The sequence below is a fragment of the Nocardia sp. NPDC051052 genome, assembly GCF_044456045.1.
Taxonomy (GTDB): Bacteria; Actinomycetota; Actinomycetes; order Mycobacteriales; family Mycobacteriaceae; genus Nocardia.
In genome coordinates this window covers 187,555-207,161 of the sequence record NZ_JBITFL010000001.1, presented here as the reverse complement: position 1 = coordinate 207,161, position 19,607 = coordinate 187,555, and the positions used below count along the sequence as shown (strand labels likewise).

General features: G+C 68.9%; 9 protein-coding genes. 1 reads left to right on the top strand and 8 read right to left on the bottom strand.

Going from position 1 to position 19,607, the window contains the following annotated elements:
* Positions 1-2: 2 nt before the first annotated feature.
* The 4 genes from ACIBCN_RS00955 to ACIBCN_RS00940 all read right to left on the bottom strand — a co-directional run bounded on the left by ACIBCN_RS00955 (position 3) and on the right by ACIBCN_RS00940 (position 8,194).
* The gene (locus ACIBCN_RS00955) at positions 3-1,139 is read right to left on the bottom strand and encodes a phosphopantetheine-binding protein (RefSeq protein WP_396989391.1); all 1,137 of its coding nucleotides are present in this window, start codon (positions 1,137-1,139) and stop codon (positions 3-5) included.
* Positions 1,136-6,004 (bottom strand): beta-ketoacyl synthase N-terminal-like domain-containing protein, encoded by a 4,869-nt coding sequence (locus ACIBCN_RS00950; RefSeq protein WP_396989390.1) that lies wholly within the window; start codon positions 6,002-6,004, stop codon positions 1,136-1,138. The genes ACIBCN_RS00955 and ACIBCN_RS00950 overlap by 4 nt, the downstream gene beginning before the upstream one ends.
* A 20-nt stretch (positions 6,005-6,024) precedes the next feature.
* The gene (locus tag ACIBCN_RS00945; RefSeq protein WP_396989389.1) at positions 6,025-7,275 is read right to left on the bottom strand and encodes a multidrug effflux MFS transporter; all 1,251 of its coding nucleotides are present in this window, start codon (positions 7,273-7,275) and stop codon (positions 6,025-6,027) included.
* Between the two features lie 175 nt (positions 7,276-7,450).
* Complete coding sequence (locus ACIBCN_RS00940) at positions 7,451-8,194, bottom strand: AraC family transcriptional regulator (RefSeq protein ID WP_396989388.1); 744 nt, start codon at positions 8,192-8,194, stop codon at positions 7,451-7,453.
* 77 nt (positions 8,195-8,271) lie between these two features.
* Here ACIBCN_RS00940 and ACIBCN_RS00935 point away from each other — a divergent pair, with 77 nt between their 5' ends.
* Positions 8,272-9,450: an MFS transporter gene (locus ACIBCN_RS00935; protein WP_396989387.1), complete on the top strand. Its 1,179-nt coding sequence runs from the start codon at positions 8,272-8,274 to the stop codon at positions 9,448-9,450.
* 28 nt (positions 9,451-9,478) lie between these two features.
* On the opposite strand, the gene ACIBCN_RS00930 is transcribed toward ACIBCN_RS00935, so the two are convergent.
* The 4 genes from ACIBCN_RS00930 to ACIBCN_RS00915 all read right to left on the bottom strand — a co-directional run bounded on the left by ACIBCN_RS00930 (position 9,479) and on the right by ACIBCN_RS00915 (position 19,533).
* Positions 9,479-13,252: an NACHT and WD repeat domain-containing protein gene (locus ACIBCN_RS00930; RefSeq protein ID WP_396989386.1), complete on the bottom strand. Its 3,774-nt coding sequence runs from the start codon at positions 13,250-13,252 to the stop codon at positions 9,479-9,481.
* A 245-nt stretch (positions 13,253-13,497) separates the two neighbouring features.
* On the bottom strand, positions 13,498-13,764 hold the full coding sequence (locus ACIBCN_RS00925; RefSeq protein WP_396989385.1) for a hypothetical protein: 267 nt from the start codon (positions 13,762-13,764) through the stop codon (positions 13,498-13,500).
* A 28-nt stretch (positions 13,765-13,792) separates the two neighbouring features.
* Positions 13,793-14,326: a hypothetical protein gene (locus ACIBCN_RS00920; RefSeq protein WP_396989384.1), complete on the bottom strand. Its 534-nt coding sequence runs from the start codon at positions 14,324-14,326 to the stop codon at positions 13,793-13,795.
* A 50-nt stretch (positions 14,327-14,376) separates the two neighbouring features.
* On the bottom strand, positions 14,377-19,533 hold the full coding sequence (locus ACIBCN_RS00915; protein WP_396989383.1) for a hypothetical protein: 5,157 nt from the start codon (positions 19,531-19,533) through the stop codon (positions 14,377-14,379).
* Positions 19,534-19,607: the final 74 nt, after the last annotated feature.

The window sequence follows — 19,607 nt, the reverse complement described above, 5'->3', positions numbered from 1 at the left end:
CGTCAGAGGATCGCGGTGAGCACGCGCTCGAGTTCCACCGGCGACAGCTCATCGATGGTGGCGGCGTCCAATGCGGTCAGGACGTTCTCGCCATCGGCGTTGTCCTCGACGAGAGCCTCGGGTAGCTGCTGGGCCGAAAACGACTGGGCTACCTCACTATCGAGCGAACGCTCGAGGTACTCGGCGAACTCGGCAATCGTCGGATAGTCGAATGCCGTCGTCTCCTCGGGGGCAAAACCCAGCGCGGCAGAGATCCGGCCACGAACCTCCTCTAGATGGATCGACGTCATACCGATGTCGAAGAACCCCATGTCGACGGCGGGCAACTCCCCCTCCGGGTAGGCAAGAGCGGCGCCGATCCACCCCTGGAGCCGCGTGCGAAGCAGCTGGCGCCGCAATGTCGACGGCAGATCGGCCAGCTCAGACCGCAGGTCGCCGGTGCTGATCGCCGGTACGACGGTCGTGGAGGTGGCAGTGGTAGGCGCGGTCGCGGCCTCCACCTCGGGAGTGGCGACGACAGGCGCGGGAGTGAACGTAGCGGGCGTATCGGTCGACACCCAGGCGGTGGAAGTCTGTCCGGGCTGCTGCGGCGCCTGCCGGTCCGCGTGTCCGATAGTGGCCGCTGCGGGCCAAAACCGTTGGCGCGACAACGGGGTCGGCGGTAGGTAGGCGGGTAGCTCCATGTCCAGTTCCGGGTGGACGATGCTCCAGTCGATCGGAAATCCGACCGACCACAGGGCGGCCAGCCGGTGATAGGAGCCGTCGGTGGCCAGTTGCCGAACATAGTTTTGGTCTGCGGGCGACCCATCGCCGAACAGGTTCACCTCGGCTCGGCTCGCATAGATTCCCTTCCCGCTCAGTCGGTTTCCGCTGTCCTCTTGTTCGGCGAAGAAGCGAAGGGACTCGACCGCGCCGGACAGCGTGGCCGCCACGAAGGCGAATCGGTGCGGGAGCCCATCTCGGTGTCGCAGCAGAGTCTTGGCCACGGCGGCGAGTGTCACGGTGGTAGCGAATGCCGCTCGACGGGGATCCCGTTCGGTCGCGTCCAGATACGTGGCGAGGGTGTTCGCCTGGGCTGCAAGGGTTTCTGCGGTACGACTGGATACGCCGATGATGTACCGAGGCACGGGTGCATTCATGGCTGGTACTCCTCGATCAGGACATGAACATTGGTGCCGCCCGCGCCGATCGAGGACAGTCCGGCGCGGCGCGGGGTGGCAGGTGCCCCCATTCGTGCGGGATCCCAGTCCTCGAGGGTTCGTTGGACGTAGACCGGCGAGTTGGTGAAATCGATGGCCGGATTCGTGCGCTCCGCGTGCAATAGCGAGGGGACCAGGGTGCGATTGTGCAGTTGCAGCAATACCTTGGCCAGCTGCGCGACCCCGGCGGCAGCCTCGGCGTGACCGATATTCGATTTGACCGAGCCGATCGCGCACTGCTGTCGCCGCGGCGTCGCCATCTCGAAAGCGGAACGGATGGCGGCGATTTCGACCGGATCGCCCAGGCGGGTGCCGGTGCCGTGCGCCTCGAAGTAAGTGATCGTGTCCGGCGTCCAGCGGGCCTGCCACAGCGCGCGTTCGATGGCCGTGGTGTGTGCCGCCGGGCTCGGCACGGTGAAACCGTTGGTCCGGCCGCCGTGGGTGAGCGCACTCCCCCGGACCACGCCGTAGACCCGGTCACCGTCACATACCGCGTCGGCCAACGGCTTCAGCAGAAACGCCCCCACCGCCTCCGCGGGCACATACCCGTCACCCCCTTCGCCGAAGGCGCGGCAGCGGCCATCCGAGGAGAGGAACTGATACTCCGCCAGCATCTGATATTTCGATGGGTGCAAAGTGAGATTCACACCGCCGGCCACCGCGAGCGAGCATTCGCCACGGCGCAGGCTTTCACACGCCAGGTGCAGCGCGTACAACGACGACGAGCACGCCGTGTCCAAAGTCAGACTGGGACCGCGGAAGTCGTTGAGATACGAGACGCGGTTGGCCACCGCATAGGTCTGCGAGTTGATCGGCACATACGAATTAGCGCCGGCCGCTTCGTGCTGCACGAGCTGGTAGTTGTTGAAGCTCGCGCCGACGTAGACGCCGACCTCATTGTCGTGCGCTGCCGCGAGCCGCTCCCGCGAGTAGCCCGCGACCTCCAGGCACCCGCGCGTGGCCTCCAGGAACAGTCGTTCCTGCGGGTCCATGAAGGCCGCCTCGACCGGGGCGATGCCGAACGCCGCCGCGTCGAAAAGGTCTACGTCGGACAGGAATCCGCCCCACTTCGAATAAACCTTGCCCGGCACATTGCGCCGCGGATCGAAGTACTCGGCATGGTCCCAGCGATCGCGCGGAATCTCGGCAACAGAATCGACTCCATCGCAAAGGTTCTGCCAGAATTCCGGCACCGAGTCGGCACCAGGGAATCTAGCGTCGAACCCGACCACGGCAATACCGTCTTCAGTCGACTCCCGCCGAATCCGCTGCCGCACAACGGGCCGCTCGGCCGGAGGCGCGGCAACTCTAGACGCCGGTTCAGGTGCGGGCCTGGCGGCCAGTGTTGCGGCGGGAGGTACGAGTTCGGGTGGCACTGCGAGCGCGGAGAGCGTTGCGGGCACCCGTGTTGGTGCAGTTCCAGGCACTGAGATGGGTGACGGCCCGGACGCGGGTGCCGCTCCGGGTGCGTGCGGCGCTGCCGGTGCTGCCGCCGGACCAGACTGCACGGTCCCACGCCGGTTGGCCGCTGCCACTGCGGGGCCAAGCGAGGGCACCGGTGCGAGCGCCGCTCCAGCCACGGGCACCGGTGCGGATGCCGAGCCGAAGTATGTGTGGACGCCCTCGGCGTAGTCGCGCTCGATTCGGCGGGCGACCTCGCCGATGTTGCGGCATTCGAAGAAGAGAGTGGCGGCGATGTCGCCGAAGCGTTCGGAGAGTTGCAGGTTGAGGGTGTGGATGATCAGCGAATCGATGCCGATATCCGCGAATGCCGTGGCTATGCGCAGCTTCTCGCGGGGCGAGCGGGTTGCTTCGGCGATCAGATCGATGAGGAGTCCTTCCAGGCGCGCACCGAACTCCGCTTCGTGGGCATTCGCCGAAACCGGCTCCACCACGGTTTTTTCTGCGAATGCCTGGCCAAAATCGGGACTTTCAGCCGAACCGTCACCGTTCGATTCCGACATTCGCTGGAGTGACGGGGTGGTGGATTGCCCGGCCGACGAAGTCGCGTCGCATACCGGCAGCGTGGTCACGTCCACCGCTGACCGAGTCGTCGGATCCACCATCGGCACCTGACCGTCGATGCGGAGATCAGTGTCCTCGTGCCAGAAAGAATGCTGGTCGAACACATAACCGGGCAGTCCCGGCAGTCGAGGCGTTTCGTCCAGTTGCGGCCCGGCCCAATCGACATCGCAACCGCGCAACCACAATTCGAGGAGCGCGGCCGTCATAGTGCGTGGTTCGCCGTCTGCGATGTGCACGAAGTCGAGCGCTGGCTCGACATCCCATGGCCCTAGGACGACCACCGCCGAAGACCGCTCGGCGAGCGCGGCGACGGCGGCCGCAACGTCGGCATCCGGGGCCGGAAGCTCCAGCCTGCGCCCGGCATAGGCCTCCTCGGTTCGCTTCGTCAGCGCGCCGAACCGGGTGAGCCGCGTCGATCGCACCACCGCTCGACCGCGCGCACTCTCCGCCAGCTCCGTCAACTCCGCATCCCCGAATAGCGCTGCCACGGCATCACTTCGGTCCACGATGCCGTCACAGATCAGCACGGCCAGCTCCGCGGTCGCGGGCGGCAGCCACCCCGGCGGCGTCAATCCCCACGCGCGGTCGATCTCGCCTGCCGCGACATTCACCGCAAGCGCGAGCACCGCGAGCTGTTCCGGCGTGAGTTCCGGCGCCACCTCGGCGAACCGGCGGATCGCGTCGACCACCGAAAAGCTGCGGGCGGACAGCAACTGCTCCCACCGGCCGAGCGCCCTCGCGAAGGTGTGCTGGTGGTCGAGCAGCAGCGCCGCCTGCGTGATGTAGGGCGTGACCTCGGTCAGGGTGCTCGCACAGCCGGTCACCAGCTCACGCAGGTAGTCCGCGTCGATCTCGTTGGGCAGCAGGCATTCCCCGCCGATCAGCACGGTGTGCCGCGGTGGCGTCTGTAGCACCGGTGGATCGTCGACGAGCAGGGCACCGACCGCCTCCTCCATCGGGATCGCCTGCGCGTGTACCAGCGCCGCCGCCGCGCCGACCGCGTCGAGCGCGACCACCTCGGTGATCGCCACCCGGCGCCGACCCAGCTCGGCAAGCCCGTCGAGGTGCGCCACGAACCGGGTGAGGCGGCCGTCCGCGATGGTCTCACCGTCCCGGTCGGCGATCAGCGCGCGCAGTTCTCGACCGGCGACGGAGTCGGACACGGTGCTGAGACGCGCTGCGGCACTTGCCGAATCGTGCGGCGCGAGCACTACCATCGGCTCTGGCGGCCCCGCCACCTGACGGACGGCGCTCAGCTCGCCCCGCCGTACCGCTGCGAGCAGATCCGCGATGCCGTCCGCCGCGACCCCGAGCCGGTAGGGCAGGCTCAGCAGCCGCTGGTTCGCCGCATGACACAGCTGCGGCACGAATTCCGGTTCGGCCCAGCGCGGTTCGTCCGCCCACGCGGCGAGCGTCTTACGCAGTGCGTCAGGCGATTTCGCCGCCACCGTAAAGACCGCCGGTCCGCGTCGCGACGCCGGGGTACGACGGCCGACCGGCGCCTCGTATTCCTGCACTACCGCATGGCAATTGACACCACCGAAGCCGAACGAGCTGATCCCCGCGGTACGCGGGCCGGGCTCGCCGGGCCAGTCGACGAGGGCATTCGGGAACCGAATAGTCGCACCGACGGCGTGCAGCAGCGGATTATGGATCTCCATGTTCAATGTCGGCGCGATGCGACCGTGCCGCAGCATCAGCAGGACCTTGATCAGCCCGGCCATCCCCGCACCCGCCTCGACATGGCCGATGTTCGTCTTCACCGAGCCGACGGCGAGCGGCGTGCCGCGGTCCCGGCCGTACACGCTGTTCAGCGCTTCGATTTCGATGGGATCGCCGAGACTGGTGCCGGTCCCGTGCGCCTCCACATAGCTCACCGCGGACGGTTCGACACCCGCGGCGGCCAGCGCGCGGTTGATCACGTCCGCCTGGGCAGCGACGCTCGGCGCGGTGAGGCCTCGGTTGTGCCCGTTGTGGTTGGTGGCGATGCCGCGCAGCACACCGTAGATGTGGCAGCCGAGGCGCTCCGCCTTCGCGCGCGTAGTCAGCAGTACGACGCCGACGCCCTCCCCTGGCACATAACCGTTGGCGCGCCGATCGAAGGTGAAGCACCGTCCGTCGGGGCTGAGCATCCGCGACTGCGAGAACGCCAGATACCGCCACGGCGAGCAGATCACGTTCACCCCGCCGACCAGCGCGAAATCGCAGTCCTCGGTGAGCAGGTCGGCCCGGCCCTGCGCCAGCGCGACCAGCGAGGCGGAGCAGGCGGTGTCGACGGTCCGACTCGGCCCGGTCAAGTTGAGCAGGAACGAGATTCGGTTGGCCGCGATGCACGCGTAGTTGCCGGTGGGGTCGAAGGCGTCGACCTGCTTGTTGTTGGAGATCACCTTGATCAGGTAGTCCTGCGCCATCAGCCCGACGTTCACCGAGGTACGGCCCGACTGCAGCAGGTCGATCGGCAGCCCGGAGTCCTCGACGCAGTGCCACGTCTCCTCCAGCAGCAGTCGATGCTGCGGATCGATGGCAACGGCCTCGCGCGGGGACAGGTTGAAGAACGCGTTGTCGAAGTAGCGCGCTCCGGCCAGCTTGCCAAGCCATTTCGTGTTGATCTTCCCGGGGTTGCGGTCGCCCGGCGCGAAGAAGCGCTCCCGATCCCATTGATCGGGGCCGACTTCCGCGATGTCGGAGTGTCCGGTCGCTAACGTCCGCCAGAACTCGCCGGAATCGCGCGCGTTCGCGTATCGGCAGGCGAGGCCGACCACGACGACATCTTGTTCCATCGCCCTCGCCTCCCTGGCCTTCAAAAAGCACCGTCGACGCGAATCTCCGGGCGGCACAACACCGTTCGGATGACCACGGCGAGCGTGCACAACGTGACGGCAACAACGCCCATGGGGACCGCGCTGACCCCACCGAGCCCGACCAGCGGCGCGACCACGGCGCCGAACAGGAACTGTGTGCACCCGAGCACGGCCGAGGCGCTACCCGCCGTCGCGCCGTGCGGCTCGAGCGCGAGCGCGGTGGCGTTGGGCATGATGAATCCGATCGAGGACACCATGAGAAACAGCGCGGGCACCAAGAACCACAGGCCCAGGCCGCCCACCGTGACGACAACGAGCACCGCGATACCGCCGAGCACTAATCCCACCAGGCCGATATCGAGCAGCGACCGGGGCGTGCCGCGATTCAACAGCCGGGCGTTCACCGCATTGGCAACCAGGATTCCCGCTCCGTTGATCGCGAAAAAGACGCTGAACAACTGCGGCGACGCCCGGTAGACCTCCTGGAATACGAACGACGACGCGGAGATATAGGCGACCATCGCACCGAAGGACAATCCGGCAACGAGGGCATAACCGACAAAGGACCGATCCCGCACCACCTGGCGCATATCGTGCCCCATCATCACGAGCCCGCCGCCGCGCCGGTTATCGACCGGCAAGGTCTCGGGCACCCAGCGATACGCCAGCGCCAGAAACACCACCCCCAGTCCGGCGAGCACCAGAAATACGCCACGCCAGTCCACGAAGCGCAACAGCTGACCGCCCACGACGGGCGCGATGATGGGCGCGACGCCGTTGACGGCGAGCAGGATCGAGAAGGCTTTTCCGGCCGCCGCACCGTGGTACACGTCACGGACAACGGCGAACGAGATGACGATGCCCGCCGCCCCCGCGAGCCCCTGCAGCAGCCGAAACAGGTCGAATACCAGCACATTCGGCGCGATCGCACACAGCAGCGAGGTGGCACAGAACAGCACCATGCCCGCCATCAACGGCCCGCGCCGTCCGCGCGCGTCGCTGATCGGGCCGACGAGCAGCTGACCGAACGCGAGTCCGATGAGGCACGCGGTGAGCGAGGACTGCACCCCCGACTGCGTCGTGTGTAACGCCGCGGCGGTTTGCGGGAGGCTCGGCAGGTAGAGGTCGGTGGTGACCGGACCGAACGCGGACAGCGCGCCTAGCACGGCGATCAGTCGAACATCGCGCATCCTGTTGCCGGCACCCTGTTCGAGAGTGCCGGTGCCCACGTCACCCACAGCGACATCCACGACGAACCTCCACCGGCCCTCCAGCGAGGCTCGATCCAACGTATGAATTCCCCCGTAACCCCCTTGGTCGAAAAGTTTACTGAGATCGGCTTTAACTCTCGGTGAACTGTCCGTGGATAAGGCGACCGGGCTCTATGACTGGCGTCACGAGTCATTGCCGACAAATCCTCGACCGCTATTTCAGGTCACGGTTCGCGCGGAACGCGCCGGGGGTGTGTCCGAGCGCGCGGTGATAGACCTCGATGAACGCGCTCGCCGAGGACCAGCCGCAGCGGTGCGCGACGACGGTGACCGGTACTTGATCGGCGAGTAGATGCATGGCGTTGTGCAGGCGCAGCTGGGTGCGCCATTGCGGGTAGGTCATGCCGAGTTCGGTGCGAAAGAGGCGGGTCAGCGTTCGTTCACTGGCACCGACTCGACGGCCGAGCCCGGCCAGCGTCCATACCTCGGTCAGGTCGAATTCGACCAGCGCGCAAGCCTTTCGGAGTCGCTCGTCACGGGCGGCGGGCAACCGGAGCGGCTGCTCGGGGCTGCGGCGCAACTGATCGAGCAGCACCTGGCGCAGCAGCACCAGCTCGGTATCGGGCAGCTCCGGCGACGTCGAGCAGGTGATGATGAGCTCACGGACCAGCGGCAGCGCGGCGAGCACCGACGGCGTGATCCAGTCCGGTGCCAGCTCGGGCGGGAAACCCACCGTGTGGAACCGCGTCGGACCGTAGAAGTGATGTTCATGCCAGCTCCCGGCGGGGATCCAGATCGCGCGGTCTGCCGGGGCGATCCAGCTACCGGCGTCGGTCCGGACCTCGGCCACCCCGGAACTCGGATAGACGATTTGGTGGTCGACATGTCGATGCCGATGGATGCGCGCGCCTCCGACGAGCGTCTTCACGACCGTCGAATCCTGGCTGAATATCGACATAATCAGGCAGTTTATCGGAAGCCTGCTCACTCATACCTTTCCTAGGCTGCCTGAATGGCTACAGGAGGAGGTCGGTAATGGTGAGCACGAGTGCGCAAGAAGCGACGTCGGTGGCGACGACTCCGACGTGGAAACGTATGCGGTACTGGGTGATTGCGCATGCGGTCGACGATTTCTATCAGGGCTTGGTGCCCGCGAGCATTCCGTTTTTCGTGCTGGAGCGGCACTACAGCTATGTCGCGGCCTCGGGTCTGGCCCTGGCCGCGGCGTTGGGTAGTTCGCTCCCCCAGCCGGTGCTCGGCCTGCTCGCCGATCGCTGGCGTCTGCTGTGGCTCGCACCCGCCGGGGTGGCGGTCGCGGGACTCGGTGCCGGACTGGCCGGGCTGGCGCCGACGTATCCCGTGGTGTGGATGTTGCTGCTGCTGTCCGGGATCGGCGTCGCCGCGTTTCACCCGTCGGCAGGACGGGACGCGCGCCGGGACGCGGGCAACAGCGCGTCGGCGATGAGCCTCTTCGCGGCGGGCGGCAGCGTCGGCTTCTTTCTCGCCCCCGCGCTCGCGACGCCCGCGCTGGTTTCCTACGGCGTCGGCGCCACCGCCTTCTTCATCCCGCCGGCGGTGCTGATGGGCTTCGTGCTGTGGCGTTACCAGCTGCGGCAAACCACCGGCGCACTTGCCGCGAGGTCGGCCGTCGGCCAGGACCGATGGGTTCCGTTCCTGGTGCTCACCGCCATTGCCGTGGTGCGCGCGATCATCTCGTTCGGTCTGAGCACCTTCCTCGCGCTGTATTGGATCAACTCGCTCGGCGGCTCACGTTCGCTCGGCGGGGCCGCGTTGACCGCCTTCATGGCCGGTGGCGTAGCGGGCACGCTGCTCGGCGGCCGGATCGCCGACCGCATCGGGATGCTTCGCACCGTCCAAATCGGCAGTGTCGCAGCGATTCCCGCATTGGCGGCGCTGCGCATCGTGCCGGATCCACAGCTCGGCCTCGCGGTGGCCGTGCTCACCGGCGTCACCGTGAACATCCCGTTCGCGGTGCTGGTCAAGCTGGGTCAGGACTATCTGCCCAATCGCCCCGGCACCGCCGCGGGCGTCACCCTCGGTCTCGCGGTCAGCGCGGGTGGGGTGTTCGTGCCCGTGCTCGGCATGATCGCCGATCGTCTAGGGCCACCAGCTGTCCTCACCACGCTGTGCTTCGTGCCCGTCGCCGCGGTCGGCCTCGCGCTGATCCTCCCCCAACCCGCCGACCGCGGCTGAGACCTTATTCGTCACGGCCACAAGCGAATCAGCAGGTGGCGATGTAGCGCACGGACGGGAGCAGCTCTCGCCACGTCCGCTCATCGATCTGTGCGGCCGCGGCGGCGCACAGTTTGTCCGCGACCGCGTCCGGGTCGGTGTACCAAAGTGCCGACAACTCGTCGCCGACGCCGAACAGGCGCGACTCGTCGCTCGGGTCGAATTGCAGGAACCACATCCAGCCGATCGCCGCGGCGATCGGGTCACCGAGCGGCTGGATGTCGGACGGGTCGGCGATATTCCACAGCCGGGCGGTCTGGTCGTCGCCGCCGGAGGCCAGGCGGTGGCCGGATCGATCGATCGCCAGGGTCCGGATCGCCGCGGTGTGCGCGCGTACCGAGCCGAGGTCATGGACCCGGGCCAGGTCGGTGACGTCCCAGGAGCGAATCATGCCGTTGTCGTCCGCGCCGAAAAGGGTGCTGCCGCCCGGGGCGAAGACGAGGCTGCGCACGTTCGCGCCGCCGGCGTCGAGTGCGGTCTCGACCGGCTTGCCCGGATCGGCTATGTCCCACAGGTGGATTCGCGATCCGTCGTCGGCGGCCGCGATGAGCGCCCGGTCGGGTGCGAACACCGCGCGCTCGAGCACGCGGTCGTGTCCGGTCGACAATTCAGCGAGCGGGCGCGCGGCGGCGGGATCGGCGACATCCCACAGCCGCAGCGACCGGCGGTCGACGCCGGTGAGCAGACGCTTCCCGCTCGGGTCGAAGGCGATCGGCCCGCCAAGCCCGGTACCGGGGAGCGCGCCGATCGGCACCGGCCGGGTGGGATCGGCGAGATTCCACAATCGCACCTCACCACCACCGCCCGTCGCCAGCAGTGTGCCGTCCGGCCGCAGCGCGACCTGCGTACCGTGCGGGTCGGGCGGGCCCGCCGTCACCCCACCCACAGAACGGCTGTAGAACGGGTTGCTGATATCCCAGACGTTGACCTGGCCGTCGCGAAGCCCGCTGGCCAGCAGCTTGCCCGCCCGATCGAAGCCGACCGAGCTGAGCGAACCGGCGAACACGATGGGCACGTTCACCCCCGCATGGCTCCAGGTCCTGATCCGCCCGTCCGAGCCCGCGGTCACCGCCTGGGTGTCGGAGACGATCACGAAGGACTGGGCCGAACCACTGCTGCCGTGTATCTCCCGCCCGATCGGCGAAACTCGATCGCGGCGAGCGGTATTGAGTGCGCGCAGGGTGCCGCCGGCATCCGCGATCGAGAGCATCTTCCCATCCAGCCAGAACTGCAGCTTGGTGATCGGCACCGGCCGCGATTGCTGCCTGCCGACGAGCTGCGCACGGCCCTGATCGTCGATATTCCACACCTGCACCACGCCATCCGCGGTGCCCGCCCCGAGTCGGCCGTCCGGACCGAGCGCGACGGCCTGTACCGCGCTTTCGCTGTCGACCGGCGCCCCAAGCGCAGTCGGGTGGTCGGCGTCTGCCACGGCCCACAATCGCACGCTGCGGTCGCCGCCCGCGCTGGCAAGCACCGGCCGGTCCGGCGCCATCGTCAGCACCTCGACCGCGCCGGCCTGCGCGGCGATCGGCGTCCCGCGGCGCTGAATGGCTTGCGGCACTTCGATATCGAGGAAGCTGAGCGTTCCGTCTGCGCCGCCTGCGACCACCGTTCGGCCATCGGGCAGATAGGCGATGGCGGTGGCGGCCGTGCCGTTGACGAACTCACCGAGCTCGCGCGCCCGGTGCGGATCGCGGACATCCCAGAGCCGCACGGTGCCGTCGTCGCCCGCGCTCGCGAGGACGTTGCCATCCGGGCTGAACGCGACAGCGTTGACATTGCCACGATGACCACTGAGTTCCGGTCCGGCGGGGGTGATCGCTCGTGGATCCGAGACGTCCCACAGCCGGAGGAAACCGTCGCTGCCCGCGCTCGCCAGCAACTTCCGGTTCGGGCTCAGCGCGAGGTCGCGGACCAGCCCGTGGTGTGCCACCGCCGAGGCGATGTCCAGCGGCAGCACCTGGGTCGCCAGCAGCCGGGCTCGCGCCATCGGGTCGTCCGGGCTCAACCGATACGCCGCGAGCGCGAGCTGCGCGGACAGCGCCGGGTCGACGCTCTGTACCCGCTGCGACTGCTCGACGAGTTGGCCGAGCACCACCCCCCGGTGTTCCTGGGCAACGGAGACACGTTGCACGACAACCACTCCCGACAGGACCAGGGCCAGCGCGGCAAGCACCGCGACAACGGACCAGAGCACCCGTCGGCGCACCGTGCCGGCGCGCTGCCGAGCCAACGAGGCGGCGACGAACTCGCGGGTCAGCAGATTCGGCGAGTCCGCGCGGCGCATCCACGCCGCCGCGTCCTCGAGCCGGGTGCGCGAGTAGAGCAGCGACATCGGCCGGTCCTGGCGCGCCCATTCCCTGGCGTCCGCCTCGATGCGCTGGCGGGCGGGCGCGAATTCCTTCTCCTCGGCCAGCCAGCCGGCCATCCTCGGCCAGCCGGCCAACAGCAGATCGTGCACCAATTCGATGTCGCCGCCGCGCTGCACCACTATGCGCGCTCGGATCAGCCGGGCGATGGTGGCCCGGGTGGCATCCGGATCCGTCGACTCCTCGATCAACTGCTCGATCGGCATCCGATTGCGCACGATCGTGGTCGGCCCGATGATCGTGAGCGCCACCAGCACATGGCGTGCGGCGTCGCGTTGCCGGTCGGTGAGCCGGGACCAGAACGCTTCGGCACCGACCGCGCAGGCCCTGGCCAATCCACCCGTTTCGCGGTAGGCCTCCAGGCTCAGCGTCCGGCCCCGCCGGTTCGCCCAGGTCGCGGCGAGCGCGAAGGACAGCAGCGGGAGCCGGACCGAGCTGTGCGCGTCCATCGAGTTCAGATCCTGTAGCAGCGTATCGACCAGGCTGTCCTCGATCCGCAGGCCGGTGGCGGCGGCCGGACGGACGATCGCCTCCCGAAGTTCCTGCGGTGTCATGGGATTGAGCAACATCGCGTGGTCGCGCAGCACCATCGTCAACAGCGGGTAGCGCAGCAGCTCCGGCAGGTGCGCGGTGTCGAACGCGACGACGACGGTGGTGGGTGGCTCGGCGTCGGTGGCGGCGAGCGAGGCGAGCACGGTCAGGAACTGTTGCCGCAGTGCCTCGTTCGCGCACCGCGTGAACAGTTCCTCACCGCGATCCACCAGCAGCAGGCAGTGACCGGACGGCCGCGCGTCGAGGGCGGCTTCCAGCGCCACCATCGGGTCGTCACCGGGGGTCATGGCGATCGGGGTCCGCGCGCCCGGCGCGGCCTGCAGCCCGGCGGCAAGCAAGGAGGATTTTCCGACGCCCGCCGGGCCGAGCAGCACCGCCATCGCCGGTGACTGGCTTGTTTCGGCGTTCGAAATCAATTCGAGCAGCTGGCGTTTCGCGTCATCGCGGCCGAAGAACAGATCACGGTCCTCGACCCGGTACTCCCATAGGCCGCGATAGGGCTCGCGACCGATGTCGATGCTCGGCGGCTCGACCTTGGCCGCCTTCCAATCCTCGTGCCAGCGCACCAGATCGAGCAACGAAGGGTCGAGCCGCGGGTTGTCGGCGGCGCGGCGGCGGGCCTCGGCGATCAGGACCTCCAGCACCGGCCGCACCGCGATGAAGGTGGCAGGCGTGCGGTTGCCGCGCCGCCAGTCGCTGATCCGTTGCGGGGTGACCTTGCTCGCGCCGTCGGGGACGCGGGCGTTGGCGGCGCGGACCACCGATTTCGCCGGCGGCGTTCCGGCGGCGGCGAACAGTTCGCCGAACCGGGCGGCGAAGTTACGACGACCCTCGTCCATCAGCGGCCTATCGCCGCGGGGAGGTCGTCGCGGCTGCCGCACAGACCAGCGAAGGGGACAATCGCATGTTCTCCGAGGTGTCGGGTGTCCTGGACATTGCCATGCCGAGCTGACGATGCTTCATGTGTGCGCGATAGCCCGAACGTATCAGTCAACGTCATCGACTCCGGTTTGCGACGCGATTGCCACAGCGGCGTGACGCGCACCGTGGCGGGCACGGTGCGCGTCACGTAGCGCTGTGCGACCTACGTCAGACCCATCAGGATGGCGTTCTGCACCGCGGGCAGGAAGCCCAACGAGGTCACCAGCGCCATGCCGACGCCCACGCCGAGCCGCCGATGCCGGTTCCACCAGCCGACCGGGCCGACGCGGGTCTGGTCGTGACACCGGGCGATGGTTTCGGCGTCGCTGGCGTTCTGTTCGTAGTAGCCGAAGCCGACCGGTGCCGAGCTGATGTCGAGCAGTCCACCGAGCGGATCGGCGGTGCTACCGGAGAACCTGGTGTCGAACATGATCGAACCTCCTGGTGGCTGCGATGGATCAGCGGATGGTGTCGGACCAGGGCCGCATCAGCGCGTCGTAGACCTCCCTGGTGAACTTGCCGCGACCGACCAGGTCGCCGAGGGCCGCGGCGGTGACCGCCCGATTGACCGTGACCAGCGCGCCGATCGAGGTGAGCGACTTCAGCAGCCCGCTCAGATCATCGGCGCCGGGTCCGGCGACAGGCGACACCGCCTGTCCGGCAATGGTTCCCGCGATCTGGATATGGCGGGCGCGGCCGAACTCCTTGGCCGTCTCGGCGGCGATCTGTGCCGGTTGTGAGTCGTCCGAGGCGCCGCCGAGACCGGCGAACAGACCGGCCAGGCCCGCACCGCCGGACAGCCCGGACAAGCCCTCCTGCAGTCCGTTGCCTGCCGCGACGTTGAGCTGTTCACGCTCGTCCAGGGTGAGTTGTGCGGCGCGCTCGACGATCTTGGCGACGTCGCGCCACTGCGGGCCGTACAGGTACTCCAGGTGCAGGGTCGGGTCGTCGGGGTTGAATTCGGTGTCGAGGTTGGTCGGTTCAGATTTCATGATGGACTCCTATGTTTGTATTGTGTTGCGGGATAGTGATTCCTGGATCTTCAGAGGGACAGTGCGACCAGTCGCCGGTCGTCTGTGTTCGTGATGCGCCCATCCGCCGCGTCGTTCCCGACGAACGGGATCTCGGCGCGCGGCGCGGCCACGGCGTGCGCTTGCGCGGGGGCGAGCGCCTTCTGCAGCGACGCGATGAGATCTTCGAGGCTCGCGGTGTCCTGGATGTCGTCCAGGAACTGGGTTCCGGTGGGCGTCATCCCGCTGTTGGAGTCACCGCGCGGGGTGTTCTGGTCGCGCCACGCCCGAATCGCGGAAACGATGTAGGACTTGACGTCCGGGCTGGACAGCCCGACCAGCGGCACCACGACGATGACCGCGAGGACCAGCAGCGGCAGCACGACCACCACCGGCAGCACGCCGGCCAGTAGCGCCGTCGCCGCCGCGGCGAGCAGCAGCGGAGCACCGACAAGCGCCGCCCCACCGGCGGCCAACCCGAGACCGGCAAGCGCTGCCGCGCCGAGAGCCCCGGCCACACCGACCGGCACCGCCACCGCCAGCAGCGCCGCGAGCAGCGCCACCGTCAGCAGCGCCGCCAACGCCGCAGGCACCCCGAAGGCGATGAGCGGCAACCCGATCACCGCGGTGACCACTGCGGCAGCCACGGCCACCGAAGCCGCCACCGCGACGGCCGCGGCCAGCGCCAGCAGCGGCAACGCCGCCAGCGCCAGGGCGACCAGCCCGGCCGCCACCCCCGCGCCGAGCAACGCGACAACAGCACCGACGGCGATGGCGCCAACCACCAGCGGCGCGATGGCGAGCGTCGCCAACGTGACCGCACCGACGGTCAACAGCACCGCCGTAGTAATCACCGCACCGAGCGCCAGCGCCCCCAGCAGGGTTGTGCCCGTGGCGATCGCGGCCAGCCCGAGCGCACCGAACACGAGCAGCGCGGGCAGCGCCGCGGCCAGCGCGAACGCACCGAAGGCGAGCAGCCCCGGCAAAGCCAACGCGGTCGCCACCGCAATAGCGCCAAAGGCCAAGGCACCCAACGCAATCGCCACCGGCAGTCCAACTGCGGCGGCGGCGGCCAGCGCGAACGCACCGAACACGAGCAGCCCCGGCAAGGCCAACGCGGTCGCCACCGCAACCGCACCGAAAGCCAAAGCACCCAACGCAATCGCCACCGGCAGACCCAGTGTCACCAGCGCGCCGAGGGCCAGCGCACCGAACGCGGCGAGCGCAGGCAGTCCGAGCACAGCCGCGGCGACAACCGCACCCAGCACCAGCGCACCCAGCACCAGCGCACCAAGCACCACCGCAACCGGCAACCCCAGTGCGGCAAGCACAACGACCGCGCCGATCGCCAAGGCGCTCAACACGATCGGTGCCACGATACCCAGCACGGCGAGGGCGACAGCACCTGCGGCAAGCAGTGCACCGACCGTCGCGACCGCACCCAGCGCAAGCGCACCGAACACGAGCAGCGCGGGCAATGCGACTGCGGCAAGCCCGACCAGCGCCGGAATCGCCAGCGCCGCCAACACAACCGCGCCCACCGCAAGCAGTGCGCCAATCGCGAGCACGGCTCCCACGGCGAGGACCGCCAATACCACCGGTACGGCAACCAAAGCCAGCACCGTCAAGGCGATGGCACCTGCGGCAAGCAGCGCACCAACCGTCGCGACCGCACCAAGAGCCAACGCGCCCAATGCGATCAGAGCGGGCAGTGCCAGCGCGATTGCACCGAGGACGAACGGAGCGGCGAGTACGGCCAGCGCCAGCGCACCAAGAACGAACGGTGCCGCGAGTGCGGCCAGCGCCACAACTCCGGCGAGAAGGAGCGCACCGAGCACGATCGGCGCGGCAACCAGAGCCAGCGCACCGAGGGCCAACGCGCCGAGCACTGCGAGAACGGGCAGCGCCAGCGCCGCGACAGTGAGCGCACCGAGGATGAACGGTGCCGCGAGTACAGCGAGCGCCGCAGCGGCGATTGCCACCGCGACAGCCAGGCCGGCGAGCGCGGTGAGCACAGGTGCGCCGAGCACCGCGGTGACCACCAAGGCGGCGAAGGCGAGGCCAGCCAGCACGGTCAGCGTGCCGACCGCGAGTCCGGCGACCACCACGGCAGCAGCGGTCAGCGCGGCGGCCACCACAAGCACTGCGACCACCGCGATCGCGCCTAGCGCGAGGAGCGCAGGCAATCCGGTCCAGCCCGTCAGCAGCACCACCGCCGCCGCGGCGAAGGCCAGCACGCCAAGGGCGACAACAGTTCCCAACGCGAGCGCGCCGAGCGTGGCCACTCCCGCGAGGGTCGCCGCGACAACCGTGACCACGGCCGCCAGCGCCAGTGCGGCCAGTCCGATCGCGCTCGCGACGCCGAACACCGTCAGTGCGATGACCGCGGCAAGGGTGAGCGCACCGAGGACGATCGCACCGACGACACCGATCGCGGCGAGTGCGATGAGCGCCGGTATGCCGGTCCAACCGAGCAGCACGACCACCGCCACTGCGGCAAACGCGAGCACCAGCGTCGTCACCACGCCGGCCAGCGCAAGCGCACCGAGGGTCACCGTCCCGGCCAGCCCCAACCCGAGCGCGCCGAGCACGACCGCCGCGGTCACGGCGAGCACCGCCAATGCGGCGGCCCCAAGCCCGAGCAAGATGGGTGCCGCCGCGATCGCCAGCACGACCGCACCGATGGCCAACGCGGCCAGCACGGCCGCACCCGTAGCGAGCAGCGCACCGGTCCCGATCACAGCACCAAGTGCCAACGCGCCCAACACAATCAACGCGGGCACCGCCAGCACGGCAAGTGCGACGACTGCCGCGACCGCCAGCGCCCCGAGCACAAACGGCGCAGCAAGCACAGCCAACACCCCAAGCCCGACCACCGCCGCAATCGCGAGTGCACCAAGCACAAGCGGCGCAGCAAGCACGCCGAGCGCAACCACTGCCGCGACCGCCAGCGCACCAAGCACAAGCGGCGCAGCAAGCACAGCCAACACCCCGAGCCCGATCACCGCCGCAATTGCCAACGCACCAAGAACGAACGGCGCGGCAATCGCAGCAAGCACCAGCGCTCCCACAACGCCAGCGGCAACCAGAGCCAGCACCGGCAATGCGAGCACGGCCAGCGCAACCACTGCCGCAATCGCGAGCGCACCAAGCACGAACGGCGCAGCGATCACAGCCAACACCGCGAGCCCGATCACCGCCGCAATCGCCAGCGCACCAAGCACAAACGGCGCAGCTAGAACAGCGAGTGCGATCAGACCAACTACCGCGGCCACGGTGGCCACTGCGGCGAAGGCGCCGAACGCGAGCAGCGCGGGGCCGCCGAACACGGCGATCACGACGAGCGCGGCGAAGGCCAGCGCCGCGAGGGTGACCGCGCCACCGACTGCGAGGGTGGCGAGCGTGGCCAGCAGGGCGGTCGCGAACGCGGCGATCACCACTATCGAAGCCACCACACCCGCGGCGACCGCGATCGCGGCGACCGCGGCGATGATGCCGATAACGATCAGGGCGGGCAATCCCGTCCAGCCCAGTGCCAGGAAGACGATCGCCGCCGCAAGGGCAAGCACGCCGACAACCGCCGCGACACCGAACGCGATGGCGGCGAGCGCGATTACCGTCGGCAACCCCAGCGCGAAGAGTGCGGCCAGCGCCGCGAAGGTCACCGCGGCGATCACGATCAACGCGGCCACGGCCAGCGCGGCCAGCGCGATCGTCTCCACCACGGCGAACACCGTCAGCGCGGTGACCGCGGCAAAGACCAACGCGCCGAGCGTGATCACACCGACCAGGCCGATCGCGGCAAGCGCGATCAGGGCGGGCAATCCGGTCCAGCCGAGCAGCAGCACGACAACCAGCGCGGCGAAGGAGAGCACCGCGACCGTCGCGACACCGGCGAGCGCCAGCGCGGCCAGGGTCACCGTCCCCGCGAGGCCCAATCCGACCAGGCCGAGCACGGCCAGCGCGGGCAACGCGACCGCGGCGAGCGCGATACCGCCGAGCACCACCAGGACGGGCAGCGCGACAACGGCCAGCACGACGCCGATGACAATGAGCGCGGGCACCGCGATCGCGGCCAGCACGATGGCACCGACCACCAGGGCCGCGATGATCACGGGTGCGGCCAGCAGGGCGACGGCGCCGATTGCCAGGACACCGACGATGCCCGCGATTACCACGGCGGCGATGACGGGGAGCGCCAGCAGCGGCAGAGCCGCATGCCGAGTGCTGAACAACCCGTCGTTGTTGAGCATGCCGCGGATGTCGGTCAGCACTGGCGCGAGGGCGGCGTGCAGCGAGGCTCCCGGATCCGCGATGAGCTGCCGGATGCCTTCGGCCAAGCCCTGCAACGGATCTCCGTCACCTACGGTCTGGCCGAGCATCGGCGTCAGCACATCACGGAGCGCCTGGATGGGGTCGGCGCCGTCCTTGGGGAAGTCGAAGAGGGTGCGCGCCTGACTGATCAGGTCCTCGATGGGTGCGGCGATCGGGTCGCGGCGGGCACCGGCCTGCTCGATCGCTTGATTGACGAACGAGAGCAGATCCTCGACGGGCTGACGCAGCGGGCCGCTCGGGAAGGTCTTGTCGGCCCAACCGGCCAGTTGCTTCAGATCGACGCCGGTGCTGATGACCTGCTGCGCGACGGCGGCCATCTCGGTGACCGAGGACGGCACGAAGCCGATCGGGCCCGAGACGGCGGTGGTGCCGGGCGGCGTGGCGGCGAGGGGCGTGCCCGCGGGCCGGGACTGCTCGGCCGGGGTGGCCGGCGGCGTGGTGAAGCCGCGGATCAACTGGCCCGCGCCTTCGGCAGGGGTGCCTGCGGTTACCGTGTCCAGTGCGCCCAGTGCCTGATCGACGGCGTTCTGTCCGGCCGGTCCGAGGTTCGTCGCGATCTCGCCGAGTTCGGGAACCGCCGCGGCGATGTCCGGTACCGATCCACCGAATTCCGTGACGGCACCGTTGACCGCGTCGCCGAGGCCGGGCGCGGTCGAGTTCAAGCCGGGGATGAGTTCACCTGGAATCGAGGGAAACGCGGGCGCTTCGGCCGACGCCTCGCCGGTCGACACCATGGCGGTGGCCAGCGACGCGAACGCGGCCGCCGCGTAGAGGCCTCGGCGATTACGTTTGGTCACCTTGCGATGCCGCGCGGCGCTCTTGGTTGTTCGAGAACGTTCGTTGACTGCAGACATGGGAGAACCTTTCGATCGAACAGGTGATGCAGCGAATACACAGCCGGATTCGACTGGGCATGCTGAGCTCGCAC